The organism is Paracidovorax sp., assembly GCF_057642795.1.
The window spans coordinates 1-25,693 of the sequence record NZ_JBXYZY010000029.1 but is presented as its reverse complement, the minus strand read 5'-3'; the positions used below and the strand labels follow the sequence as shown (position 1 = coordinate 25,693).

The window sequence follows — 25,693 nt, the reverse complement described above, 5'->3', positions numbered from 1 at the left end:
TCAAATAAGGCCGGCGCCCGCAGCGTGAGCCGCGGGCGCCGGTGGGGTGGTCACAAAGCGCTTACTTCGTGCAGCGCACGTCTTCGTTGAAGTACTTCTTGGAGATGGCGGCGTAGGTGCCATCGGCCAGGATCTGTTCGAAGGCCTTGTTCCAGGCCTGGGCCAGGCCCGTGTTGCCCTTGGCGAAGGCCGGGGCGATGCGCTCGATGAACAGCATGTCGCCCATCTTGAAGCCGGCCTTGGGGTTCTTGGCGGCGGCTTCCTTGGCCACGAACTTGTCGCTGACCCAGGCGTCCACGCGCTTGGAGATCAGGGCGCGCTGGGCGTCGGTGTCCTGCGGGAAGTTCTTCACATCCTTCACGCCAGCAACCTTCTTCACCTGCTCCAGGTAGCTGGTGCCCGTCTGCACGGCCACCACCTTGCCGGCCAGATCTGCGCCGGTACGGGTCTTGCCGTCAACGGAGACGATGATGCCGCCCGAGCAGTAGTGCGGCTCGCCGAAGGTCACGGCCTTGGAGCGCTCTTCGTTCACGCCGTGCGAGGCGATGACGGCGTCCCAGCGGTCCTGCGGCAGGCCGGTCAGCAGGGCGTCAAAGCCCAGCGTCTTCCATTCGAGCTTCAGGCCCATCTTCTTGACCACGGCTTCGGCAACTTCGACCTCGAAGCCGGTGAGCTTGGTGCCTTCAAAGTAGTTGAAGGGCGCGAACTGGCCTTCGGTGGCGATGACGATCTTGCCGTCCTGCTTGATGGCATCGATCGTGCGGGCCTGCACGGAGAACGCGGCGCACAGTGCCAGCGCCGTGGCGATCGTCTTGAACATCTTCATTGGCTGTTCCTGAGAGGGGGTTGGATCCAGGTACAAAAAAACCGGCTTGGCGGTTGGCGAAGCCGGGAGCGTGGGGTTCGCGCGCCTGCGCAGCGGGGTGGCTGCAGGGCGTCACGGGAAGGTCACATTATAGAGAGCCGCCTCTTAGCAGGCCACTGCCGCAAACCCTGGACCGCACGCATGCAAATTCGGGGCCCGATGCCGCTCGCTCAGCTGCGCCGGATCAGTGTGGACTTGCCGAACAGGCTCTCCAGCAGATCCACCGCCAGCTCGGCGGTCTGGTTGCGGATGTCGAGCGCCGGGTTCAGTTCCACCAGGTCTGCCGAGCGCAGCGCGCCGCTGTCGGCCAGCATCTCCATGCACAGTTGCGTCTCGCGATAGGTGGGGCCGCCGCGAACGGCCGTGCCCACGCCGGGCGCGACGGACGGGTCCAGGCAGTCCATGTCGAAGCTGACGTGCAGATGCGTGTCCGCATCCACGCCGCGCAGCGCGGCTTCCATCACCGCACGCATGCCCAGTTCGTCGATGGCGCGCATGTCGAATACCTCGATGCCGTGCGCCTTCACGAACTGCTTTTCGCTGTCGTCCACGCTGCGCAGGCCCACCTGGCTGATCTGGCCGGGCAGCAGGGCGGTGGTTCCGGCCAGCGCCGTGAGGCCCGCCGGGCCGTGGCCCAGCAGGCAGGCCACGGGCATGCCGTGCAGGTTGCCGCTGGGCGTGGATTCGGGCGTGTTGGCATCGGCGTGGGCGTCGAACCACAGCACCTTCAGGCGCCGGCCCTTCTCGCGGCAGTGCTGGGCGACGGCGCTGATGGATCCGATGGCCAGGCAGTGGTCGCCGCCCATCATCAGCGGCAGGTGGCCGGCGCGCAGGTCGGCCAGCACGGCGGCATAGACGGATTCGTTCCAGGCGGTCACTTCGGCCAAGTGGCGAAAGCCGCTGGCGGGCTGCTCCTGCGGGTTGCCCGGGCCGGGCAGATTGCCGTGGTCGATCACCTCGAAGCCGCGGGCGCGCAGGGCGCGGGCGATGCCGGCGATGCGCAAGGCGTCAGGGCCCATGCTGGCTCCGAGCACGCTGGCGCCCACGTCCGTGGGGGCGCCGATCAGGGTCAGGGTGGGCGGGGCTGCGGTCATGGGCGGTAGGCTCCAGGCGGGGTTGAAAAGAGAAGCGGTGCTCAGCGCAGGAAGGCGTCGTAGCCGGTCTTGAGGATCAGCGCGCTGACCACGAAGATGAAGATGCCGCGCACGAAGCCCGTGCCGTGCTTGAGCGCCATGTGCGCGCCCAGGACGCTGCCCAGCACGTTGGCCACGGCCAGCGGCAGGGCGAAGTGCCACCAGACATGGCCCTTGAGGGTGAAGAGGATCAGCGCGGCGATGTTGGTCGCCAGGTTCAGCAGTTTGGCGGAGACGGAGGCGTTCAGGAAGTCGTAGCCCAACAGGCGCACGAAGAGGAATACGAAGAAACTGCCGGTGCCCGGGCCGAAGAAGCCGTCGTAGAAGCCGATGGCGAGGCCGATGGCACAGGCCGCGGCGGTTTCGGCGCGGCCGTCCAGGCGCGGCGCATGGTGGCGGCCCAGTTCCTTCTTGGCCAGCGTGTAGAGCAGCACCAGCACCAGGATGAGCGGCAGCAGCTTGCGCAGGAAGTCGGCCGAGATGATGGTCACCGTCCACGCTCCGGCGAACGCGCCCGCGAAGCCGGCGAGCGCGGCCGGCAGCATGGCCTGCCAGCGCATCTGCACGCGTCGGCTGTATTGCCAGGTGGCGATGCCGGTGCCCCAGACGGCAGCGCTTTTGTTGGTGCCCATCAGGGTGGCGGGCGGCGCGGTGGGGAAAGTGGCGAAAAGGGCGGGCAGCAACACGAGGCCGCCGCCGCCCACGATGGCGTCGACGAAGCCGGCCAGCAGCGAGGCCAGCGAAACGATGATCCATTCCATAGGGCGGCGATTGTCGCATCGCATCGCATCGCGCCGCGGCTGCGCCTGGGCAGGGATCAGCGACGTCCTGGGGCGCGTGCAGCGCCCAGGCAGGGACGAAAAAAAAGCGCCGGGTTCACCGGCGCTTGGGAAGCATGCATCTCACGGGGGATGCTTGGAATTTTTTAGAGTTGCTTGAGTTTGTCTCCTCAGTCCCCTCGTCTGGCGGGCCTTAGCGGCTCGCTATCGAGTGACTGCACTGTAATGGCTTGCTCTTGCTTGGTGCATAGGGGGTTTCCCGCCCCCTTTCTGGGGCGGTTGGTGCATTGTCGGTGCACGCCGCACCGTTACCGGGCCTCGGCGCGCATCCACTCGGCAGCCTTCTCCGCGATCATCAGGGTCGGAGCGTTGGTGTTGCCACTGGTGATGGTGGGCATGGCACCGGCATCGACCACGCGTAACCCGGCAATGGTGCCGCCCCGGCCGTCGCGCACGCGAAGCCGGGCGTCGAGCACCGCCATGGGGTCGGTGTCGTGCCCCATCTTGGTCGTGCCCACGGGGTGGAAGATCGTGGTGGCGATGTCGCCCGCCAGCCTTGCCAGGTCTTCGTCGGTTTCGTACTGGGGTCCGGGCTTCCATTCGGTGGGTTGGTAGCGCGCGAGCGCCGGCTGGCTGGCGATGCGGCGCGTGACGCGCAAACTGTCGGCGGCAACCTGGCGGTCTTCGGGCGTGCTGAGATAGCAGGGCGCGATGGCCGGCGCCTCGCGGAAGTCTGCGCTCTTGATCTGCACCGTGCCCCGGCTGGTCGGGTTGAGGTTGCACACGCTGGCCGTGAAGGCCGGAAACGCGTGCAGCGGCTCGCCGAAGGCGTCGAGCGAGAGCGGCTGCACGTGGTACTGGATGTTGGCGTGCGGTTGATCGGGGCTGCTGCGCGTGAAGGCGCCCAGCTGCGAAGGCGCCATGCTCATCGGCCCGGTGCGCTTGAGCGCGTATTCGAGCCCGATCCTGGCTTTTCCCAGCCAGCTGCCGGCCAGCACGTTGAGCGTGGGCACATGGTTGACCTTGTACACGGCGCGGATCTGCAGGTGGTCCTGCAGGTTCGCTCCCACGCCGGGCAGATCGGCCTGCACGGCGATGCCGCGGGCCTGCAGCAGCGCGGCCGGGCCGATGCCCGAGAGCTGCAGCAGCTGCGGCGAATTGACGGCGCCCGCGCTCAGCACGACCTCGCGCTCGGCGTGGGCGGTGACCATCTCTTCGCCCGTCCAGACCTGCACGCCGGTGCAGCGGCGGCTGCCGTCGGGCAGGGTGTCGATCAGCAGGCGGCTGGCCTGGGCGCTGGTCCACATCTCGAAGTTCGGCCGTCCGTAGCAGGTGGGGCGTAAAAAGGCCTTGGCGGTGTTCCAGCGCCAGCCGGCCTTCTGGTTGACCTCGAAATAGCCCACGCCCTCGTTGTCCCCGCCGTTGAAGTCGTCGGTGGCCGCGATGCCGGCCTGCTGCGCGGCCAGGGCGAAGGCGTCCAGCACGTCCCAGCGCAGGCGCTGCTTTTCCACGCGCCATTCGCCCGATCCGCCGGTGCTCTTGCTGCCGTGCAGGCGCTTGAAGGCCTCGCTGGCGGTGTCGGGCCGGTCCAGGCGCCAGTGGTCTTCATGGCGGCGGAAGGCGGGCAGCACGTTGTCCCAGCGCCAGGCGTCGTCGCCCGTGAGGTGTGCCCACTGGTCGTAGTCGCGGGCCTGGCCGCGCATATAGATCATGCCGTTGATGCTGCTGCAGCCGCCCAGCGTCTTGCCGCGCGGGTAACGCAGGCTACGGCCGTTCAGGCCTGGCTCGGGCTCGGTCTGGTAGAGCCAGTCGGTGCGCGGGTTGCCGATGCAGTAGAGATAGCCCACGGGGATGTGGATCCAGTGGTAGTCGTCCTTGCGGCCGGCCTCCACCAGGAGCACGCGGTACCGGCCGCCGGCGCTGAGCCGGTTGCACAGCAGGGCGCCAGCGGTGCCGCCGCCGATGACGATGTAGTCGAAAGTGGTGTCGCTCATGTAATGCCGGGAAGTTGCCGGGCCATTGTGCGGAGCGGGCCCGCCCTGTCGATAGGGAAAGGGCTGATTGCTATGTTTGTTGTAGCTTGACGCACACCATGCGCCTGGGCTGCAGGGCGGTTTTGATCTATTTTCATGGGCCGGCGCGCAGCCTTGGCACGCAGGCATTGGGCGAATTTGTCTGACGCAGCGCGCGCGCCCCCTCGGCTACCATCGTCCGCTGCGGCGCCCTGGGGCGCGCCGCATGGCTTCTTCCCGCTTCCTCCGATCCTGCCCTGGTCACAACGCCTGCAGCCACCGACTTTCCGATGAGCGATCTTGAGCCCCGCATCACCCGCCGCGACGACGCGCCCGAGGGGCCGTGTGCCGTGCTGCAGGGCCGCTGGGGCGCGGCGGAGCTGGGCGAGCGCCGCCAGTGGCGTGAGCTCTCCGCCCAGCTGCGCGCGCTGCCCGCCGATGCGGGTCTGGCGTGGGACCTGCGCGAACTGGACTGGCTCGACCATGTCGGGGCCCAGGTGCTCTGGAATCACTGGGGCCGCGGGCTGCCCGAGCGCCTGCAGGCGACCGACGCGCAGCGCGACATGCTCGGGCGCATCGCCGAATTCGCTACCGAAGAGCCCCCGGCCGAGCGCTGGAGCGTGGCCGAGCAGATCGACGCGCTGGGTGCCCGGGTGCTGCATGGCGTGGGCCACGGCCGGGACATGCTCATCCTGGTCGGCCAGCTCGTACTGGACCTGGGCCGGCTGGTGCGCAACCCGCGCCGGGGTCCGTGGCGCGATGTCTCGGGCCACCTCTACAGCATGGGCGCAACGGCCCTGCCCATCACGGCGCTGGTGGGCTTTCTGATCGGCATCGTGCTGGCCTACCTGATGGGGCTGCAGCTGCGGCAGTTCGGCGCCAGCACCTTCATCGTCAACATCCTGGGCATTTCGCTCACGCGCGAGCTCGGCCCCATGCTGGGCGCCATCCTGGTGGCGGGCCGTTCGGGTTCGGCCATCACCGCGCAGATCGGTGTGATGCGCGTGACCGAGGAACTCGACGCCATGCGCGTCATGGGCATCGCCCATGGCTTTCGCCTGGTGCTGCCGCGCGCGATCGCGCTGGGCATCGCCATGCCACTGATCGCGCTGTGGACCACGCTGGCGGCGCTCGCCGGCGGCATGCTCGCCGCCGACGTGGCCATGGGCGTTTCGCCCGCCTATTTCATCCAGGCGCTGCCGGCTGCGGTGGCGCCCGCCAACCTGTGGATGGCCATGGGCAAGTCGGTGGTGTTCGGCGTGTTCATCGCCCTCATTGGCTGCCACTGGGGCCTGCGCGTCAAGCCCAATACCCAGAGCCTGGGGCAGGGCACCACCGCCTCGGTGGTGAGCGCCATCACCATGGTCATCGTCGTCGATGCGCTTTTCGCCATCGGCTTCAAGAATCTGGGAATCTGACGCGATGACCTCCGATACCCATCGCCCGCCCGCCGCTCCCGCACCCCCGCCGGAGGAGGCGCCCCCGGTGGTCGAGATCGAAGGCCTTTCGACCGTCTTCGGCAAGGGCGACGACACCTTCGCCGTCCACGAGAACCTGGACCTCACGGTGCGGCGCGGCGAGATCCTCTCGCTCGTGGGCGGATCGGGCACCGGCAAGACGGTGCTGCTGCGCCACATCCTGGGCCTGACCCGGCCCACCGAAGGCCGCGTGACCGTGCTGGGCGAGCCCGCCGCGCAGCTCACCGGCCGGGGCGCGGCCAGCCGCGTGGGCATGCTGTTCCAGCAGGGCGCGCTGTTCTCGGCCTTCAGCGTGCTCGACAACATCGCCTTCGCGCTGCGCGAGCAGGGCACGCTGCCGCAGCGCCTGGTGTGCGACGCCGCCATGGTCAAGCTGCAGATGGTGGGCCTGAAGCCCGAGCACGCCACCCGCATGCCGGCCAATCTTTCGGGCGGCATGATCAAGCGCGTGGCGCTGGCGCGCGCGCTCATCATGGACCCGCCCCTGCTGCTGCTCGACGAGCCCACGGCCGGGCTGGACCCGCACAGCTCGGACGACTTCTGCGACCTGCTGCGTGAGCTGCACGCCTCGCTCGGGCTCACCGTCATCATGGTCACGCACGACCTGGACACGCTCTTCGCGCTCTCCAGCCGCGTCGCCGTGCTGGCCGAAAAGCGCGTCATCGTCAGCGGCACGCCGCACGAGGTGGCGCGCTTCGACCACCCCTTCATCCACGAATTCTTTCTCGGCGAACGCGGCCGGCGCGCCATGGCGCCCGTGCCGTCCGCCGAACCGGCACCGCCGCCCGCCCACATCAAGGACGCATGATGGAAAACAAGTCACACGCCCTCGCCGCCGGCCTCTTCGTCGTCGTCATCTCGGCCCTGCTGGCGCTCATGGGCCTCTGGCTCACGCGCGACCGCACCGACTACACGCTCTACGAGCTCTCCACCAAGGACAGCGTGAGTGGCCTGCAGCCTGAGGCCGCCGTGCGCTACAAGGGCGTGGCCGTGGGCAAGGTCACGCGCATCGGTTTCGATCCGCAGGTGCCCGGCAACGTGTTGATCCGCATCGCAGTGAATGAATCTGCGCCGATCTCGCCCACCACCGTCGCCACGCTCGGCTACCAGGGCGTGACGGGTCTGGCGCACGTGCAGCTCGACGACGCCGACGCGCCCACCCAGCCGCCCCCGCCCGGCCAGAGCGGCCTGCCGCGGCTGCCCCTCAAAAGTTCGCCGCTCAGCCAGATCGCCGAGCAGGGCCCGGCCATCCTCGCCAAGGTGCAGGACGCCACCGAGCGCCTGAACAAGCTGCTGGGCGACGAGAACCAGGCCCGCTTCGCGCAGGCGCTGGACAACCTCGCCAAGGCCTCCGCCAGCGCCAACACCCTGGTACAGCGGCTGGACAACACCGTCGTCACCAAGCTCGATCCGGCGCTGGCCACCGTGCCCGCCGTGGCGCAGGACGCGCGCGCCACGCTGCAGTCGCTGCGCGTGGCGGGCGACAACGCATCCGCCGCGGCCTCCGAAGTGCGTGGCGCGGTGGCCAAGCTCAGTGCCACGGGCGGGCCGCTGGATCAGATCGCCGATGGTGCGCAGTCGCTCTCGGCCGCGGCCGACCGCTTCGGGCGCGTCTCGCTGCCGCGCCTCAATAACGCCGCCGATGAGGCCGCCCGCGCCGCCCGCCGCCTGGGCCGCACGGCCAGCGGCATCAGCGACAACCCGCAGTCGCTCATCTACGGCAACGGCAGCGCGCTGCCCGGCCCGGGCGAGGCCGGCTTCGTGGCGCCCACCCGCGCCGCGCCGGCGCAGTGAACGCCCGCCGACACCCGCACCGCATCTTGGAGGACACTGGCATGCTGACTATCAAAAACATAGCAAAGAGCGCAGGTGGAATGCGCGCCCGGGCCGTTTTCTGCCTGGGCCTGGCTGCCGCGCTGGCGGGCTGCTCCGTGCTGCCCGATCCACCCAAGCGCGCCGAGGTGTACGACTTCGGCCCCGGCCTGCCGACGGTGGCCACGCCCACCGCATCGGCCGGCGCTGCCACGGCGACGCCTGCGTCCCTGCCGCCGCTCGCGCTGGCCGAGGTCTCCACCACCGGCATGCCCGAAGGCAGCACCGCGCTGCTCTACCGGCTCGACTACGCCAACGCCCAGCAGCTGCGCCCCTATGCGCAGACGCGCTGGAGCCAGCCGCCTGCGCAGCTGGTGCAGCAGGCGCTGCGCGACGAGCTGGGCCGGCGCCGCGCCGTGCTGCTGGGCGAATCGGGCGTGGGCCAGCTGCTGGACAACGGCCGCCCACCCACCGTGGTGCGCGCCCAGCTGGAGGAATTCAGCCAGGTCTTCAGCGCGCCCGGCACCAGCGCGGGCCTGGTGCGCCTGCGCGTCTCGGTGGCCGATTCGACCACCGCCGGCGAAAAGCTGGTGGCCCAGCGCGTCTTCACCGTGCAGCGCCCCGCGCCCACGGCCGATGCGGTGGGCGGCACGCGCGCGCTGGCCGAAGCCGCGCGGCAGGCTTCGGCCGAGGTCGAGCGCTGGCTGGAGCTGCTGGGCCGCTGAACGCGCCGCCGCATCCGCGAATGGATCAAGGAAAAGGGGCGCCACTGGCGCCCCCTTTTGCCTTTTCATTGTGGCCGCCGCTCGGCCGCTCGGCCGCTCTGCCGCTCAGAAGCTGTGCCGCAGCGTCAGCGCGACGTTGCGCGGCGCGCCCGGCAGGTTCAGGTTGGCGTTGCTGCCGTGGGCGGAGACGATGTAGCGCCGGTCGAAGAGGTTGCGCAGGTTCAGCTGCAGCGTGGTGGCGCGGTCGATGCGGTACTGCGCCATGGCGTCCGCCACGGCGTAGCCGGGCAGGGTGACGGTGTTGCCTGGGTTGGCGAAGCGCGCGCCCACGTAGCTCACGCCGCCGCCCACGCTCCAGTCCGCGCCCAGCGCTTGCGTCACCCACGCCGAAAGCGCCTGGCGCGGCGTGATGGTGGCGCGCTTGCCCTGCACCGGCTGGCCTGCGTCCACCGTGGTGGATTCGGTCACGCGCGCATCCAGGTAGGCGTAGCTGACCGTGGCCTGCGTGCCCGGGCGCAGCTCGCCCGCCAGCAACAGCTCCAGCCCGCGCGTGCGCTGCGTGCCGATGGGGATCAGCACCGTTGGGCGGGCCGGGTCGGTGGACTTGATGCCCGTGCGTTCGAGCTGGAAGAGCGATGCGGTGGCCGTGGCGCGGCCGTCCAGCAGGTCGAACTTGCCGCCGATCTCGTAGTTGGTGCTGCGCTCCGGCGCGACGTCGGCGTTGGCGGCCGTCAGCGCGAACATCTCGCCCGAGGGCTGGTAGGAGCGGCTGACCGACGCGTAGTACGACTGCACGCTGTCGGGCTGCCACACCAGGCCCAGGCGCGGGCTCCAGGTGGTGTCGGTGCGGGCGAAGTCGCCCTGGCCCGGCAGGCGGTTGTCGGAAGACTGGCCGAAGCGGTCGTAGCGCAGGCCGGCCAGCACCTTCCACTGCGGCGTGACGGTGATCTGGTCCTGCACGTAGAAGCCGCGCGTCTTGTAGCGGTTGAGCGTGCTGCCGTTGAGCTTGCCGCCGCCGTCGAGCGGCACCACGGGCAGCACCGGGTTGAGCAGGTTCACGGTGGCGACGGTGCCGTCCGAGAAGCTCAGCGCGTCCTTGTTCTGCTGCCCCAGCTCCACGCCGTAGAGCAGCTCGTGCTCGATGTTGCCGGTGCGCAGGTTCTGGATCAGCTCGGTCTGGTTGAACACGCCGTGCTCGAAGCGGTCGATGCCCGAGCGCGTGAGCGCCACGGTGCCGGCGACCTCGTTGACGGCCCCACCGGGCAGGGTGTTCTGCCGGTCCAGCTCGTAGTGGTAATAGCGCAGCGCGTTGCGCAGGCGCAGGCTGCCGTTGAAACGGTGCTCGAAGGTGGCGGTGAAAGAGCCCACCGTGGATTCGGAGGTGTCCGCATCGCGCGCGTTGGCCGAGCCGAAGTACGTGCCGGGCGCCACATCCACCGGCCGCCCGCGCAGGGCGGGAATGCCGAAGTCCGTCACCCGCTTATCGCGCAGCCATTCGGCCTGCAGGAGCAGCGAGGTGCTTGCATCGGGCTTCCAGAGGGCCGAGGGCGCGATCGTCTGGCGCTGGAGGAACTGCTGGCTGCGGTAGCTGTTGGCGTCTTCGGCGGCGCCCGTCAGTCGCCACGACCAGTCGCTGCTGGCCGGGGCGCGGCCCAGGTCGAATTCGCCGCGCCTGTCGGCCCAGCTGCCCACCGTGAGGGCTACGTCGGAGACATGCACGCCCGGCTTCTTGGTCACGCGGTTGACCAGCCCGCCAGAGGAGCCGCGCCCGTAGAGCACGGCGGCCGGGCCCTTGATGACCTCCACGCGGTCGATGTTGGAGAGATCGCGGAAATACAGCGCATCGTCGCGGAAGCCGTCCACGAACTGGTCGCCGATGCTGGTGAAGCCGCGGATGCTCACCTGGTCGCGCTGGCCGTCGCCCGTGGACAGGCCCACGCCGGCCACGTTGCGCAGCGCGTCCTGCAACGAGGCCGCACCCTGGTCGCGCAGCACCTGGCGCGGCACCACGTTGATGGTCTGCGGCACGTCGCGCAAGGCGGCCTCGGTCTTGGTGCCGCTGGCCGAAGTGGGCGCGTTGTAGGCCGCATCGTCCGCGCTGCGGTCGGCCTGCACGCGCACCTCGCGCATCGTGGCCACCGGAGCCGGCGCTGTCTGCTGCGCCGACGCGGCGGCGCCCGCGAGGCACAGGGCCGCCAGGGCACAGGGACGAAGAGGGGCCCGCAGCGGCTGCTTGCGGGGCGCGGTGAGGGTGAAAGAGCGGGACATGGTGCAGTGCCGTGAAGGAAAGGTCGTTGGATTGGAGGGCACGCCAACCGTCCGCAGTGGACGCCGGCATGCGCTGGCCGGGCCACCACGGAATTTCCTCCCAATACGCCGCAAGCGCTTGTGCTGAAAGCGTAGGCCGCTATGGTTTTTAGTGTTTTGGGTGGCGCAGCGGCTGCATTGTATTGGTATTAAGAATGATTCTCATAAATATTAAATGGGTGTGGTGATGCCGCTATGGCAGCGAGGGAAGGGGCTGGCGGGCACAATCGCGGGCCACCGGCCGCCTCGGGGCGGACCGAGACACCGACTTTTGGGGAAACATCCGATGAGCATCGATCTCGCACGCATCAACGCCGAACTGGGCCGCAACGCGCAGGGCCTGGTGGACTGGGCCGTCGGCCTGGGCCGCCCGGCCATCGTCACCACCAACTTCCGCCCGTTCGAGGCGGTGATCCTGCACATGGTCACGCGCGCCCAGCCGGACATGCCCGTGGTCTGGATGGACAATGGTTACAACACCGAGGCCACCTACCGCTTCGCCGACGAAGTCACCCGCCAGCTGAAACTGAACCTCAGCATCTACCTGCCACGCCGCTCGCGTGCGCACCGCGAGGCCGTCGAAGGCCCCGTGCCCGCGCTGGACGATCCGCGCCACGCCGCCTTTACCGAGGAGGTGAAGCTCGAACCCTTCGCCCGCGCGTTGCGCGAGACCGCGCCACAGGTCTGGTTTACGGCCCTGCGCGCCACCGACACGGCGGTGCGTGCGCAGATGGACCCGGTCAGCATCAACCCCGACGGCCTCGTCAAGGTCGCGCCGCTGCTGCACTGGTCGTCCAAGGATCTGTACGAATACCTGCAGGCTCACGGATTGCCTAACAACTTCGACTACGTGGACCCCACCAAGGGCGAAGACAACCGCGAATGCGGGCTGCACCTCTCGCACTGATCGGGCGCGGCGCACCGCCGCGTGGCTGACACCCATCCTTCGATAGCAAGGCGTGCCCGGGGCACGCCTTTTTTTCGCCCCGTCCCCACCGGCCGCTCGCACGGATCCACCGTAGGCTTGAGCTGACGCGGTGTGCGCGGGCGCGCCTACGCTCCGCGGCAGGACCGGGTTTTAGAGTGCGTCTATCGCATGCAGCAAGGACTTTCCTCCCTGGGGCGAAAGGGCTGAAGCGAATCCAGGCAACGCACAAAGGAGCACCATGAACGAAGACACCATCAAGGGCAACTGGAAGCAGTTCACCGGCAAGATCAAAGAGCAATGGGGCAAGCTGACGGACGACGACCTCGATGTCGTAGCCGGCAAACGTGACCAGCTCCTGGGCCGCCTGCAGGAACGCCATGGCCTCGCCAAGGATGCCGCCGAAAAGGAGCTGAAGGACTGGGAAGGGCGCAACCCCGACTTCCGCTACGACCGTTGAGCGCCTGAGCGCATCTTCTTTCCCCCCCACACAACAAACCACCGTCCGGCCGCCTGACCACCAGCGGGAGCCGGAATGGATAAGCCTTTTTTTACCTGAGGAGAAACCTATGAAACACGCACGTAACCTGATCGCCATCGTCGCCGCCAGCCTGCTGGCTACTTCCGCAATGGCCATGACTCGCGAAGAGCACAGCGCCGCCAAGACCCGGATCTCGGCCGACTACAAGGCCAACAAGGCCAAGTGCGATGCGCTGACGGCCAACGCCAAGGACATCTGCATGAAGGAGGCCAAGGGCGCCGAAAGCGTTGCCAAGGCTGAGCTGGAAGCGCAGTACAAGCCCAGCGACAAGAACACCTACAAGGTCGCCGAAGCGCGCGCTGATGCTGACTACGCCGTCGCCAAGGAAAAGTGCGACGACCAGAGCGGCGACGCCAAGAAGATTTGCGAAAAGGACGCCAAGGCTGCTCACGTGACCGCCAAGGAAAACGCCAAGGTCGCCCGCGCCCAGGCCAAGCCTTCCGACAACGCGACCAAGAAGGACGCCAACGTCGCAGAGGTGAAGAAGGAAGCCACCGAAGAAAAGCGCGAAGCCCAGTACAAGGCTGCCAAGGAGCGCTGCGACACCATGTCGGGCGACGTGAAGGACAAGTGCGTGGCTGACGCCAAGCGCATGTACGGCCAGTAATGGCCGAGCGTTCCGGCCATGCGATAGCTCACCCCGTGAGATTCGCTTGGCTGGACGGTCCTCGTGAAGAGGGCTCGGCTGTCACATCGCTGAGTCCCCTGAAGATAGGCCCTGCTGATGCAGGGCTTTTTCTTTGCCCGGGTGAGAGGGGCCCCACCTGTGCCGGCCGACGCGCGGCTGCCCGGTCCACCCTACGGCAGGCGTCCTCGGCTTGTGGTGTGTCCCTGTCGAATACGAACCGGGTTTGGGGCCATGAGCTGGCAGGGGGGCGGGCCAAGGCGCTGAACCGTCGTCGCCTCGCGCGCCCTGCGGAAAACGGCGGTGACCTTGTGATCTGGATCAAAGCTCCGTCCACGGCTGTTCCCTAAGCTGGGGCACTGGTCTCGCCACCATCGGTGGGCCTCTGCAACAAGGATGGGGAAAGCCATGGCTGGATTGGAATGGTCAGAAGGATTGGCGCTGGATCTGCCCCTGATGGATACGACCCATCAGGAGTTCGTCGCACTGCTGACAGCCGTGCAGGAGGCCGATGACGCGGCGCTGCTGCCCGCCTGGCATGCGCTTTTCGAACACACGGTGGCGCATTTCGGCCAGGAAGACCGCTGGATGCAGAGCACCCGCTTCGCATCCGGCAACTGCCATTCCATGCAGCACCGCGTGATCCTGCAGGTGCTGGGAGAGGGCACCGAGCGGGCCGAGAAGCACGGCGAACTCAACGTGCTGCGCGCGATGGCGTCGGAACTGGCGATCTGGTTTCCGCAGCACACCCAGAGCATGGATGCCGCGCTGGCCTTGCACCTGCGCCGCGTGGGGTTCGACCCTGCCACTGGGTTGGTTGCGGCGCCGGCCGAACTACCCGAGATGCTGATCGAGGGCTGTGGCGGCGCGTGTTCCAGCGGGGGCGACGAAGGCCACCACCGCACCGGGGCCGCGGCCGCCGCACCTCACGACGCCGTGCCGGCCTGACCGCGCAGCCTCGGTCAGCGCGCGACCAGCACCGGAAACAGCTTGCCCAGGCCGTCGGCCATCACCTCCACGGCCAGGGCCGCCAGGATCAGCCCCATCAGCCGGGTCATCACGTTGATGCCGGTCTTGCCCAGCACGCGGGCGATGGGCTCGGCCAGCGAGAAGCACAGGGCCGTGGCCGCCGCGATGACCACGCCGTAGCCCACCAGCGCGAGGTGCTGCCAGATGGTCTGCGCACGGTCGGCGTAGATCACCACGGTGGACATGCTGGCCGGGCCGGTCAGCAGCGGAATGGTGAGCGGCACCACGGCGATGCTGTCGCCCTGCGCGGCCTTTTCGGCGCCTTCTTCCAGCTCGTTGGTCATCGGCTTGGCTTCGGCCGGCTGGGCGTTGAGCATGTTCATCGCGCTGATGAGCAGCAGCAGGCCGCCGCCCACCTGGAAGCTCTGCAGCGAGATGTTGAAGAACGCCAGGATCTGCAGCCCCAGCAGCGCGCATGCGGCGATCACGCAGAAGGCGCTGAAGGCCGCCACCTGGATCGTGCGGCGCCGCTGCGCCGCCGAAAAGCCGGTGGTGTAGTGGATGAAGAAGGGCACGATGGCCAGCGGGTTCACGATCGCGAGCAGGGCGATCAGCGGCTTGATCCAGTCCATCAGCGGCCTCCAGAGACTTCCAGGAAGGACATGGTGGTGTAGGGCGAGGCATCGCCCATCAGCCACACGATGGCCTCGGCCACTTCCTCGGCGGAGCCGCCGCGCCCCATGGGCACCTGGTGTGCCAGGTCGCGCACGCGGTCGGGCAGGCCGCCGCTGGCATGGATCTCGGTCTCGATCAGCCCCGGGCGCACGGCGTTCACGCGGATGCCCTCGGCCGCCACCTCGCGCGCCAGGCCCAGGGTCAGCACGTCGATGGCGCCCTTGGCCGCCGCATAGTCCACGTACTGCCCGGCCGAGCCCAGCCGCGCCGCCGCGCTGGAGACGTTGACGATGCTGCCGCCTGCGCCGCCGTGCCGGGTGCTCATGCGGCGCACGGCTTCGCGGGCGCAGTAGAAGCTGCCCAGCACATTGATGTCGAACATGCGGCGCAGGCGCTCGCCGCTCATTTCGTCCACGCGGGCGGGCATGTCCACCACCCCGGCGTTGTTGACCAGCGCGCCCAGGCGGCCCCGGTGGCCCAGTTGTTCGTCCACGGCGGCGAACATCGCCACCACGTCGGCCTCCACGGCCACGTCGCCCTGCACGGCGATGGCCGTGCCACCCGCTGCAGTGATCTGCCGCACCACGGTCTGGGCGGCCTCGGCGTTGCGGGCGTAGTTGACGGCCACGGCCCAGCCCTGGCGCGCAGCCAGCACGGCGGTGGCCGCGCCTATGCCCCGGCTGCCGCCAGTCACAAGGGCTATTCGGTTGCTGTCGTTCATGTGCCGTCTCCTGCTGCAAGAATGAGGGGCCTGCGGGGCGCGCCGGCCGTGCTGCACGGCATTACAGCATCGCGGGCCCGGGCGCTTCGGCTGTTGGCCGCCACGCCCGCCATCTTCCCTGCTTTTCCTCCCTCATTTCCGCCTTCCAAGGAGCCAAGTCCATGGGTCAGTTCGTCGATCTCACTTCCGCTGATGGTTTCACCGTACCCGCCTGGGTCGCAATGCCCGAAGGCACGCCGCGCGGCGGCGTGGTGGTGCTGCAGGAAATCTTCGGCGTGAATTCGCACATCCGCAGCGTGGCCGAGCGCTGGGCCGCGCAGGGCTACGCCGCCGTGGCGCCGGCCCTGTTCGCCCGCGTCAAGCCCGATGTGGAGCTGGGCTACAGCGCGCAGGACATGGAAGACGGCATCGCGCTCAAGGCTCAGGCCGAGGCGCTGCCGGGCGCCGGCGTGCTGCCCGACATCCAGGCCGCCATCGGGCATGCCGCACAGCTCGGCGGCGGCAAGGTGGGCATCGTGGGCTTCTGCTGGGGCGGCCTGCTCGCCTGGCGCGCGGCCTGCGAACTGCAGGGCCTGTCGGCTGCGCTCTGCTACTACGGCGGCGGCATGACGATGGGCGAGGAGGTCAAGCGCCAGCCACGCTGCCCGGTGCTGGCGCACTTCGGCCGGCGCGACCACTTCATCACGCTCGACTCGGTCGAGGCCTTCGGCTGCGTCCATCCCGAGGTCGAAATCCACCTGTACGACGCCGACCACGGCTTCAACTGTGACCAGCGCAGCTCCTACGAAGCGACCGCCGCCGCCACGGCCGCCGAGCGCTCGCAGGACTTCCTGTCCCGCCACCTGCGCTGAGCCAGAAGCCCGCAGCCGGGCGCCCGGCTGCGGAGTGCGTCAAAATCATGCCCATGAACGCGCTCAACATCGCCGAATACACCCATAGCCTGGGTCTGCAGGCAAAAGCCGCCTCTGCCCTGATGGCACGGGCGCCTGCTGCTATCAAAAACAAAGCGCTGCTGGCGCTGGCCCGGCGCCTGCGCGAGAGCGTGGATGCGCTGCAGGGGGACAACGCCCGCGACCTGGAGCGTGCCCGCGCCGCAGGCCTGGCCGAGCCCATGGTGGACCGCCTCAAGCTCAGCCCCAAGGTGCTGGAAACCTGCGCCCAGGGTTGCGAGCAGCTGGCCGCCATGCCGGACATCATCGGCGAGATCTCGGGGCTCAAGCAGCAGCCCAGCGGCATCCGCGTGGGCCAGATGCGCGTGCCTATCGGCGTGTTCGGCATGATCTATGAGAGCCGCCCGAACGTGACCATCGAGGCCGCGAGCCTGAGCATCAAGAGCGGCAACGCCTGCATCCTGCGCGGCGGTTCCGAGGCCATCGACTCCAATCGCGCGCTGGCGCTGCTGGTGCAAGCGGCGCTGGCCGAGGCCGGCCTGCCCCAAGACGCGGTGCAGCTGGTGCAGACCACCGATCGCGAGGCCGTGGGCCAGCTCATCGCCATGCCCGACTACGTGGACGTCATCATCCCGCGCGGCGGCAAGGGCCTGATCGAGCGCATCAGCCGCGATGCCAAGGTGCCCGTCATCAAGCACCTGGACGGCAACTGCCACACGTATGTCGATCACCCCTGCGACGTGGCCATGGCCGTGAAAGTGGCCGACAACGCCAAGACGAACAAGTACAGCCCCTGCAACGCCAGCGAAGGCCTGCTGGTGGCCCGCGGCGTGGCCGCCGAATTCCTGCCCCAGATCGGCGTGGTCTATGCCGCCAAGGGCGTGGAGATGCGCGGCTGCCCCGAGGCGCTGGCCCTGCTGACCGACGTGCCCGGCGCGCTGCTGACGCCCGCCACCGAGCAGGACTGGTCCGAGGAGTACCTTGCGCCCATCATCAGCATCAAGGTGGTGGACGGCCTCGACGAAGCGATTCGCCACATCAACCGCTATGGCAGCCACCACACCGATGCGATCCTCACGCGCGACCACATGCACGCGCAGCGCTTCCTGCGCGAGGTGGATTCGGCCAGCGTGATGGTCAACGCCAGCACGCGCTTTGCGGACGGCTTCGAGTACGGCCTGGGCGCGGAGATCGGCATCAGCACCGACAAATTCCACGCCCGCGGCCCGGTGGGCATCGAGGGCCTGACCTCGCTCAAGTGGGTGGTGCTGGGCGAAGGCGAAGTGCGCGCTTGAACGTGAAATGCCCTCCTGAGGCGCTGTGCGCCGTCCTCCCGAGGGAGTCGCCGCTGGCGTTCGCCCGCCCTGCCGGAGTCCGCGCATGAAGATCATCATCCTGGGCGCCGGCCGCGTGGGCCACAGCGTGGCCGAGAGCCTGGTCTCCGAGCAGAACGACATCACCGTCATCGACACCGATGCCGAACGACTGCTCGATCTGGAGTCGCGCTTCGATCTGCGCGGTGTGGTGGGCAACGGCATCGACCCGCAGGTGCTGGCCGAAGCCGGTGCCCGCGATACCGACCTGCTGATCGCCTGTGCCGCGCAGGACGAGACCAACCTGGTCTGCTGCAAGATTGCGCAGCTGCTTTTCAACGTGCCCACGCGCATCGCGCGGGTGCGCTCCTCCGGCTTCGATGCCGAGCAGGGCGAGCTGCTGCTGGGCAAGGACGGCTTCGGCGTGGACCGCATCATTTGCCCCGAAGAGTCGCTCACCCGCTACATCGCCAAACTGGTGGAGTTCCCCGAAGCGCTGCAGGTGCGCCAGTTCGCGGGCGGCCTGGCTTGCCTGGTGTCGGTGCGGGCGTTGCACGGCGCGCCCATGGTGGGCATGCGTATCGCCGCCATGCGCGAGTCGGCCCCCGAGGTGGCCATGCGCATCGTGGCCATCTACCGCCGTTTCCCCGAAGAGCCCGACCGCTTCATCGCCTGCGAGGGCAATACGCGGGTGGAGCCGGGCGACGAGGTGTTCGTGCTGTCGGCGCGGGAGCAGATTCCGCAGGTGCTGGCCGCGCTGCACCGCCGGGACGACCAGCCCGCGCGGCCGGTGCGCCGCATCATGGTGGCCGGCGGCGGCCGCGTGGGCCAGCGCCTGGCACGGCAACTCGCGCAGCAGGGGCGCTTTCACATCAAGATCATTGAATCGAATGCTGAGCGCTGCCTGAGCCTGGCCGCGAAGCTGCCTTCCGACATCCTGGTGCTGCAGGGCGACGCCACCGACGAGGACTTGCTGGGCGACGAGGGCATCGAGGAGGTGGACCTGTTCCTGGCCCTGACCGGCGACGACGAGGACAACATCATGGCCAGCCTGCTGGCCAAGCGCATGGGCGCGCGGCGCGTGCTGGCGCTCATCAATCGCCGCAGCTATGCCGACCTGATGCATGGCACGCAGATCGACATCGCTCTCTCGCCCGCGCAGGCGCTGCTGGGCGAGCTGCTGGCCTATGTGCGGCGCGGCGACGTGCAGGCCGTGCACAGCCTGCGGCGCGGCGTGGCCGAGGCGCTGGAGATCGTGGCGCGCGGCGACCGCAAGAGCTCGCGCGTGGTGGGCCGCAAGGTCAGTGAGATCCACCTGCCGCCCGAGGTCCACATGGGCCTGATCGTGCGCGGCCTGCGCGACGACGGCGGGGCAGACGCGGTGGGCGATGCGCAGCCCGAGGTCATCATCCCGCGCAGCCACACGGTGATCGAAAGCAACGACCACGTGGTGTTCTTCCTGCCCAACAAGCGGCTGGTGCGCGACGTGGAGAAGGTGTTCCGCGTGAGCGCCACCTTCTTCTGAATCTGGCGGGCCATGGCAGACATCTTTCCCGTCCTGCGGGTGCTCGGCGTGCTGCTGTGCATGTTCGGCGCCTCCATGGCCGTGCCGCTGGCCGCCTCGTGGTGGCGCCACGACGGACTCTGGAGCCTGTACGCGCTCTCGATGCTGGCGACGTGGCTGGCGGGCGGCGTGCTCTGGCTGCAGACCCGCCACCACAGCCGCGAGCTGCTGCCGCGGCACGGCGTGATGCTGGTGTCTCTGGTGTGGGTCGTGCTGCCCCTCTTCGCGGCGCTGCCGTTGCTGCTAGCCACGCACCAGCTGGGCCGGCCGCTATCGTTCACGCATGCGTATTTCGAGGCCGTCTCGGGGCTGACCACTACCGGCAGCACGGTGATGACGCATCTCGATACGCTGCCGCTCTCGGTCAACCTCTGGCGCACCTTCATGCAGTGGATCGGCGGCATGGGGATCCTGGTGCTTGCCGTGGCCGTGCTGCCCCTGCTGGGCGTGGGCGGCAGCCAGCTCTTCAAGGCCGAGGCGGCCGGCCCGGTGAAGGACACCAAGCTCACTCCGCGCATGACCGAGACGGCCAAGGGCCTCTGGGGCGTCTATGTGTTGTTCTCGGTCGCCTGCGCGCTGGCTTACTGGGCGGCCGGCATGACGCCGGAAGACGCGCTGATGCACATGTTCACCACGGTCAGCCTGGGCGGGCTGTCGTCCCACGACCTGAGCTTCGCCCACTTCCGCTCGCCGCTGCTCGAAGTCATCGCCGTGGTGTTCATGCTGCTGGCCAGCTGCAACTTCGCGCTCTATTTCGTCGCCGTGCGCAAGCGCACGCTGCGCGGCTTCTGGCGTGACGCGGAGATGCGCGCGACCATGATGGCGCTGATCGGCGGGGGGCTGGTGGTGGCGCTTCTGCTCTGGGCCAAGAACGTCTATACGCTGTCCGACGCGCTGCGCTACGGCATGTTCCACGTTGTATCGGTGGCCACCACCACGGGCTTTGCCACTACCGACTACCTCGCCTGGCCTGTGTTTGCTCCCATCTTCATGCTGCTGCTCTCGGGCGTGGCGACCAGTGCGGGATCGACCGGCGGCGGCATCAAGATGGTGCGCATGCTGATCCTGCTCAAGCAGGCGCGGCGCGAGCTCACCCGCATCGTGCATCCGCGCGCCGTGCAGCCGGTCCGGCTGGGCGATGGGGTGGTGGACCCGCGCATGATCTTCTCGGTATTGGCCTTCATGCTGGTCTATGGCGCCACCATCCTCACGCTCAGCATGGTGCTGCTGCTGACCGACCTGGACCCGGTCACCGCGTTCTCGGCCATCCTGGCCAGCGTGCATTGCATGGGGCCGGGCCTGGGCCAGCTGGGTCCGGCGTCTTCCTATGCCGTACTGACGGACTTCCAGCTCTGGGTGTGCAACCTCGCCATGCTGCTGGGGCGGCTGGAAATCCTGAGCTTCATGGCCTTGCTCACGCCCGCCTTCTGGCGGCGGTGATGGGGTGACCGTGCGGGCGAGGCGGCTCGGGCTTGCGGATTGCGCATCCGGCCCCACGTGTCCTCCCTACAATCCCCGGCATCGATCCATTTCCCCGCCAATCCCCGAGGGCTTCCATGGTTCCGCATCTCATCACCGCCCTCACGGGGCCCATCAACGAGCTTGAACAGCGCATCCTCGACTCGATGCCCGCTATCGAGCGCTGGTTCCGTCTGGAGTGGATGGAGCACACGCCGCCGTTCTATACCTCCGTGGATATCCGCAACGCCGGCTTCAAGCTGGCGCCCGTGGACACCAACCTCTTTCCCGGCGGCTGGAACCACCTGACCAATGAGATGCTGCCGCTGGCAGTGCAGGCGGCGATGGCCGCGATCGAGAAGATCTGCCCCGAGGCGCGCAATCTGCTCATCATTCCTGAGAGCCGCTGCAACAACACGTTCTATCTGTCGAACGTGCTGCAGTTGCAGCGCATCTTCAACATGGCCGGCCTGAACGTGCGCGTGGGCTCCATCAGCCCCGAGATCAAGAAGTCCACCGTGGTCACGCTGCCCCATGGCGAGACGGTGACGCTCGAGCCGGTCATACGCACCAAGGGCCGGCTGGGGCTCAAGCACTTCGACCCCTGCACCATCTTGCTGAACAACGATCTTTCGGCCGGCGCGCCCGGCATTCTGGAAGACCTGCACCAGCAATACCTGCTGCCGCCATTGCACGCGGGCTGGACCGTGCGCCGCAAGAGCCGGCACTTCCAGAGCTACGAGGAGGTGTCCAAGCGCCTGGGCAAGCTGCTGGGCATCGACCCCTGGCTCATCAACCCGCTCTTCAGCCGCTGCGAGAGCGTGGACTTCGACGACGACGCCAGCATGGAGGTGCTGCGCAGTGCCGTGGACGCGCAACTGACCAAGGTGCGTCGCAAGTACAAGGAATACGGCATCAACGAGAAGCCCTTCGTCATCGTCAAGGCCGACAACGCCACCCAGGGGATGGGCGTGATCACGGTGCGCGACGCCAAGGACCTCGACGGTCTGAACCGCAAGGCCCGCCACAAGCTGGCCGGCATCAAGGAAGGCCAGACCGTGCACGACCTCATCATCCAGGAGGGCGTGCTCACCCGCGAGCGCGTGCACGAGGCCGTGGCCGAACCGGTGGTGTACATGATGGACCGCTACGTGGTGGGCGGCTTCTACCGCATGCATGCCGAGCGCGGCGTGGACGAGAACCTCAATGCCCCTGGTGCCAGCTTCGTGCCGCTGGCCTTCAAGCACAGCACCCAGATGCCCCAGCCTGGCGCCCGCCCCGGGGCCAGCGCACCCAACCGCTTCTATATGTATGGGGTGGTCGCGCGTCTGGCCATGCTGGCCGCCAGCTACGAGCTGGAGGCCACCGACCCCGAGGCCGAGGTGTACGACTGAGCCACCCGCAACCGGCGACCCCTGCCACGTGCGGGCGCGGCAAGCCAGAGGAAATCGTGGGTAGTTGTTGCTGTGCAACAAGCCATCGCCGATCCATGCGCCACCGGGGACCCGGCGCACAATAGCGGTCCCCGCAAGAACAGCAACCCGGAGGCGTCGGCAGGCGTGGCCGGGTCTCCATAGTGCAAAGCTCCAAATCCTCGCTCGCAGCGCTCACGCTGGGCGCCATCGGCGTCGTTTACGGCGACATCGGCACCAGCGTCCTCTACGCGGTCAAGGAAGTGTTCGGTTCCGGCCACGTGCCATTCACGCCCGCCAACGTCTACGGCGTGCTGTCCATCCTGTTCTGGACGCTCACCGTCATCGTCTCCATCAAATACGTGGTGCTGGTGCTGCGAGCCGACAACAACGGCGAGGGTGGACTGATCGCCATGCTGGCGCTGGCGTCCCAGGCGGTGAAGGACAAGCCCCAGCTACGCGCGGTGCTGCTGGGCGTGGGCATCTTCGGCACTTGCCTGTTCTATGGCGATGGCGTCATCACGCCGGCGATCTCGGTGCTGTCGGCCGTCGAAGGCCTCGAAGTGGTCTCGCCGCACTTCCGCACGGCGGTGATCCCCTTGACGCTCGTCGTGCTGTTTTGCCTGTTCGCGGTCCAAAAGCGCGGCACGGCGGGCATCGGCCGGTACTTCGGGCCGGTCACCCTGGTGTGGTTCTGCTCCATCGCGGCGCTGGGCGTTCCGCACATCGTGGGCCACCCAGAGATCCTGGGTGCCGTCAGCCCGCACCATGCGCTGCGTTTCATCTGGAACGACCCCGGCATCAGTTTCATCATCCTGGGGGCCGTGGTGCTGTGCGTGACGGGGGCCGAGGCGCTTTATGCCGACTTGGGCCACTTCGGCAAGAAGCCCATCCGTCTGGCTTGGTTCGGCGTCGCCATGCCGGCGCTCGTCACCAACTACTTCGGCCAGGGCGCGCTGCTGCTGGCCCAGCCCGAGGCGGTGAGCAATCCCTTCTTTCTGATGGCGCCCGACTGGGCGCTGATCCCGCTGGTGGTGCTGGCCACCATGGCGACGGTGATCGCGTCCCAGGCGCTCATCACCGGAGCCTTCAGCGTGACCAAGCAGGTCATCCAGCTGGGCTACCTGCCGCGCCTGAACATCCAGCACACCAGCGTGCGCGATACCGGCCAGATCTACATGCCCTTCGTGAACTGGGGGTTGTTCGTCGCCATCGTGCTGGCCGTGGTGATGTTCCGCTCCAGCAGCAATCTGGCGGCCGCCTACGGCATCGCGGTGACGCTGGACATGCTGATCACCACCGTGCTCACCTTCTTCGTCATCCGCTATGGCTGGCGCTATCCGCTGGCGCTGTGCGTGCTCTCCACGGGCTTCTTCTTCCTGGTGGACATCGCCTTCTTCACCTCCAACCTGCTCAAGCTGTTCCAGGGCGGCTGGTTCCCGCTGATGATCGGCGCCGTGCTGTTCATGCTGATGATGACCTGGAAGCGGGGCCGCGAGTTGCTCAACGACAAGCTCCGGGAAGAGTCGCTCGACCTGCGGGACTTTCTCACGGCGGTATTCATCAGCCCTCCGATGCGGGTGGAGGGCACGGCGGTGTTCCTCACCGCCGAACCAGGCTCCGTGCCCAACGCGCTGTTGCACAACCTCAAGCACAACAAGGTGTTGCACAAGCAGAACCTCTTCGTCACCGTGCGCAGCCACGAAACCCCGTGGGTCGGGCTGGACAAGCGGCTGCAGGTCGAGCCGTTGGGCAGCGACTGCTGGCAGGTGGTCGTCCATTACGGCTTCAAGAACGACCCCGACCTGCCCAGGGCGCTGGAGTCCATGCGTGGGCGGGGCTGCGAACTCGACGCCATGACCACCAGCTACTTCCTGTCGCGCGATGTTGTGATTCCCACCATCGGCAGCGGCATGGCTCCGTGGCGCGAAAAGCTCTTCGCCCAGATGCACCACAACGCCAGTGGCGCGGCGAGTTTCCTGAACCTCCCCAGCAACGCGGTGGTGGAACTGGGTTCCAAGATCGAAATTTGAATGTGAGGCCCTTGCGCCGAGGGGCGGGGCCTTCTTCATTCAGTGCCATGCTGGCAGTTTTGGGGCGTTTTCAGCCTTGAGTCCTGATGGTATGAAGGCTGTCAGCTATCAATTCAGTAGCAAATCCCGCATGATGGTCCTCGGTCAGCCCTTGGCCGGCAAAGTGGTGCCACTTGTGCAACAGTAGGGCCAGCGGCGCGCGACGCGTCGGCCCGAACCTCTTTCCGGATGACCATGCAACTCCTCTTCATCGCCGATCCCATCGAGCAATTCAAGATCTACAAGGACACGACCTTTGCCATGATGCGGGAGGCGCACAGGCGCGGCCACACTCTGGCGGTGTGTGAACCCCGGCACCTGCACTGGGAACGGGGAGGGCGTGTGACCGCCACCGTGCGAGACATCACGCTCACCGGCCAGGCTGACGAGTGGTACACGGCTCAGGCCCCTAAAGCTGCGGCCCTGGCAGACTTTGGCGCGGTGCTGATGCGTAAGGATCCGCCTTTCGACAGCGAGTATTTCTACGCGACCCATCTGCTGGAGCAGGCCGAGCGCGATGGCGCCCGCGTCTTCAACAAGCCCCGGGCGCTGCGGGACCATCCCGAAAAACTTGCGATCATGGAATTCCCGCAATTCATCGGCCCCACGCTGGTCACGCGGGATGCGCAGGACATCCGCCGCTTCCATGCCGAACATGGCGACATCATCCTCAAGCCGCTGGACGGCATGGGCGGCATGGGCATCTTCCGGGTCAAGTCCGACGGACTCAACCTGGGCAGCATCATCGAAACCCTGAACAAGGACGGCGCCGAAAGCGTGATGGTCCAGAAATTCCTGCCGGCGATCGCCGAGGGCGACAAGCGCGTGCTCATCATCGGCGGCAAGCCGGTTCCTTATTGCTTGGCGCGCATCCCCCAGGGCAGCGAAGTGCGCGGGAACCTGGCAGCAGGTGGCAAGGGCGTGGCACGCCCCCTGACTACACGCGATCAGGAGATCGGCGAAGCCTTGGGCGCGGTTCTCAAGGAGCGCGGCCTGCTGCTGGCGGGGGTGGACGTCATCGGCGACTGCGTCACCGAGATCAACGTCACCAGCCCCACCTGCTTCCAGGAGATCCATGACCAGACCGGGTGCGATGTCGCCTCTCTCTATATAGATGCGCTGGAAGAGGCCCTGAAGGGAGCCTGACGGCACAACGCGAAAAAATTGCGCCAGATGGCTGAAACCGTCTTGAAGTTGTCATACACTAGCTCTCTTGACGCTGTCGAGGCAACGAAAGGAGCTTCGGAAATGCTGAAAAAAGGTTGATTTTGAGTTGCGACTGGTTGAAAAATCGGTGTAGAATTCAAGGCTTCGCTGGACGGGGTTGATTGCTGATGCGATCGGTTCTGTGAAGTGAAATAAAGACCTTCGGTCTTGACGGTGTTTAAAAAATGCTGTTATAATCGAAGGCTTCGCT

22 protein-coding genes are annotated in these 25,693 nt (G+C 67.6%); 15 read left to right on the top strand and 7 right to left on the bottom strand.

Annotated elements, in window-relative coordinates; genetic code table 11:
- Positions 1-61 precede the first annotated feature (61 nt).
- The 4 genes from AC3A84_RS11335 to AC3A84_RS11320 all read right to left on the bottom strand — a co-directional run bounded on the left by AC3A84_RS11335 (position 62) and on the right by AC3A84_RS11320 (position 4,771).
- Positions 62-826: an ABC transporter substrate-binding protein gene (locus AC3A84_RS11335; RefSeq protein WP_487969729.1), complete on the bottom strand. Its 765-nt coding sequence runs from the start codon at positions 824-826 to the stop codon at positions 62-64.
- A gap of 209 nt (positions 827-1,035) precedes the next feature.
- Positions 1,036-1,959, bottom strand: a complete 924-nt coding sequence (gene rocF, locus AC3A84_RS11330; RefSeq protein ID WP_487969728.1) for an arginase — start codon at positions 1,957-1,959, stop codon at positions 1,036-1,038.
- A 41-nt stretch (positions 1,960-2,000) separates the two neighbouring features.
- On the bottom strand, positions 2,001-2,759 hold the full coding sequence (locus tag AC3A84_RS11325) for a sulfite exporter TauE/SafE family protein (RefSeq protein WP_487969727.1): 759 nt from the start codon (positions 2,757-2,759) through the stop codon (positions 2,001-2,003).
- Between the two features lie 326 nt (positions 2,760-3,085).
- Positions 3,086-4,771, bottom strand: coding sequence for a GMC family oxidoreductase (locus AC3A84_RS11320; protein ID WP_487969726.1), 1,686 nt, complete (start codon positions 4,769-4,771; stop codon positions 3,086-3,088).
- Between the two features lie 308 nt (positions 4,772-5,079).
- Here AC3A84_RS11320 and AC3A84_RS11315 point away from each other — a divergent pair, with 308 nt between their 5' ends.
- Genes AC3A84_RS11315 through AC3A84_RS11300 form a run of 4 tightly spaced genes read left to right on the top strand, consistent with a single transcriptional unit; the run spans position 5,080 to position 8,804 of the window.
- A complete protein-coding gene (locus AC3A84_RS11315) occupies positions 5,080-6,207 on the top strand; it encodes an MlaE family ABC transporter permease (protein WP_487969725.1) in 1,128 nt (375 codons plus the stop codon).
- A 4-nt stretch (positions 6,208-6,211) separates the two neighbouring features.
- On the top strand, positions 6,212-7,075 hold the full coding sequence (locus AC3A84_RS11310) for an ABC transporter ATP-binding protein (protein WP_487969724.1): 864 nt from the start codon (positions 6,212-6,214) through the stop codon (positions 7,073-7,075).
- Positions 7,075-8,061, top strand: a complete 987-nt coding sequence (locus AC3A84_RS11305) for an MlaD family protein (RefSeq protein ID WP_487969723.1) — start codon at positions 7,075-7,077, stop codon at positions 8,059-8,061. Before AC3A84_RS11310 ends, AC3A84_RS11305 begins: the two co-directional genes overlap by 1 nt.
- 41 nt (positions 8,062-8,102) lie before the next feature.
- A complete protein-coding gene (locus AC3A84_RS11300; RefSeq protein ID WP_487969722.1) occupies positions 8,103-8,804 on the top strand; it encodes an ABC-type transport auxiliary lipoprotein family protein in 702 nt (233 codons plus the stop codon).
- A 105-nt stretch (positions 8,805-8,909) separates the two neighbouring features.
- Here the strand turns inward: AC3A84_RS11300 and AC3A84_RS11295 are convergent, their stop codons facing one another.
- Positions 8,910-11,072 carry a TonB-dependent receptor gene (locus AC3A84_RS11295; protein ID WP_487969721.1) on the bottom strand — a complete coding sequence of 721 codons (2,163 nt, stop codon included), beginning with the start codon at positions 11,070-11,072 and terminating at the stop codon, positions 8,910-8,912.
- A 325-nt stretch (positions 11,073-11,397) separates the two neighbouring features.
- Between AC3A84_RS11295 and AC3A84_RS11290 the strand changes: the two genes are divergently transcribed.
- From AC3A84_RS11290 to AC3A84_RS11275, 4 genes are all read left to right on the top strand, one after another.
- Positions 11,398-12,018 (top strand): phosphoadenosine phosphosulfate reductase domain-containing protein, encoded by a 621-nt coding sequence (locus AC3A84_RS11290; protein ID WP_487969720.1) that lies wholly within the window; start codon positions 11,398-11,400, stop codon positions 12,016-12,018.
- Between the two features lie 259 nt (positions 12,019-12,277).
- Positions 12,278-12,496 (top strand): CsbD family protein, encoded by a 219-nt coding sequence (locus AC3A84_RS11285; RefSeq protein ID WP_487969719.1) that lies wholly within the window; start codon positions 12,278-12,280, stop codon positions 12,494-12,496.
- Positions 12,497-12,605: 109 nt separating this feature from the next.
- A complete protein-coding gene (locus AC3A84_RS11280; RefSeq protein WP_487969718.1) occupies positions 12,606-13,184 on the top strand; it encodes a hypothetical protein in 579 nt (192 codons plus the stop codon).
- Positions 13,185-13,610: 426 nt separating this feature from the next.
- Positions 13,611-14,150, top strand: a complete 540-nt coding sequence (locus AC3A84_RS11275; RefSeq protein ID WP_487969717.1) for a hemerythrin domain-containing protein — start codon at positions 13,611-13,613, stop codon at positions 14,148-14,150.
- Positions 14,151-14,164: 14 nt separating this feature from the next.
- On the opposite strand, the gene AC3A84_RS11270 is transcribed toward AC3A84_RS11275, so the two are convergent.
- Together AC3A84_RS11270 and AC3A84_RS11265 are read right to left on the bottom strand one after the other, a co-directional pair.
- A complete protein-coding gene (locus AC3A84_RS11270; RefSeq protein WP_487969716.1) occupies positions 14,165-14,803 on the bottom strand; it encodes a MarC family protein in 639 nt (212 codons plus the stop codon).
- Entirely contained in the window at positions 14,803-15,567 is a 765-nt protein-coding gene (locus AC3A84_RS11265; protein WP_487969715.1) for an SDR family oxidoreductase, read from the bottom strand. The genes AC3A84_RS11270 and AC3A84_RS11265 overlap by 1 nt, the downstream gene beginning before the upstream one ends.
- Before the next feature lie 161 nt (positions 15,568-15,728).
- Here AC3A84_RS11265 and AC3A84_RS11260 point away from each other — a divergent pair, with 161 nt between their 5' ends.
- The 7 genes from AC3A84_RS11260 (at position 15,729) to gshB (ending at position 25,422) form a co-directional block, all read left to right on the top strand.
- Positions 15,729-16,418, top strand: coding sequence for a dienelactone hydrolase family protein (locus tag AC3A84_RS11260; protein ID WP_487969714.1), 690 nt, complete (start codon positions 15,729-15,731; stop codon positions 16,416-16,418).
- A 53-nt stretch (positions 16,419-16,471) separates the two neighbouring features.
- A complete protein-coding gene (locus AC3A84_RS11255; RefSeq protein ID WP_487969713.1) occupies positions 16,472-17,752 on the top strand; it encodes a glutamate-5-semialdehyde dehydrogenase in 1,281 nt (426 codons plus the stop codon).
- A gap of 85 nt (positions 17,753-17,837) precedes the next feature.
- Positions 17,838-19,295 carry a Trk system potassium transporter TrkA gene (gene trkA / locus AC3A84_RS11250; RefSeq protein ID WP_487969712.1) on the top strand — a complete coding sequence of 486 codons (1,458 nt, stop codon included), beginning with the start codon at positions 17,838-17,840 and terminating at the stop codon, positions 19,293-19,295.
- 12 nt (positions 19,296-19,307) lie between these two features.
- Entirely contained in the window at positions 19,308-20,774 is a 1,467-nt protein-coding gene (locus AC3A84_RS11245; protein WP_487969711.1) for a TrkH family potassium uptake protein, read from the top strand.
- Positions 20,775-20,890: 116 nt separating this feature from the next.
- The gene (gshA, locus tag AC3A84_RS11240; protein ID WP_487969710.1) at positions 20,891-22,186 is read left to right on the top strand and encodes a glutamate--cysteine ligase; all 1,296 of its coding nucleotides are present in this window, start codon (positions 20,891-20,893) and stop codon (positions 22,184-22,186) included.
- A gap of 182 nt (positions 22,187-22,368) precedes the next feature.
- The gene (locus AC3A84_RS11235) at positions 22,369-24,237 is read left to right on the top strand and encodes a potassium transporter Kup (RefSeq protein WP_487969709.1); all 1,869 of its coding nucleotides are present in this window, start codon (positions 22,369-22,371) and stop codon (positions 24,235-24,237) included.
- Positions 24,238-24,471: 234 nt separating this feature from the next.
- The gene (gene gshB / locus AC3A84_RS11230; protein ID WP_487970060.1) at positions 24,472-25,422 is read left to right on the top strand and encodes a glutathione synthase; all 951 of its coding nucleotides are present in this window, start codon (positions 24,472-24,474) and stop codon (positions 25,420-25,422) included.
- Positions 25,423-25,693: the final 271 nt, after the last annotated feature.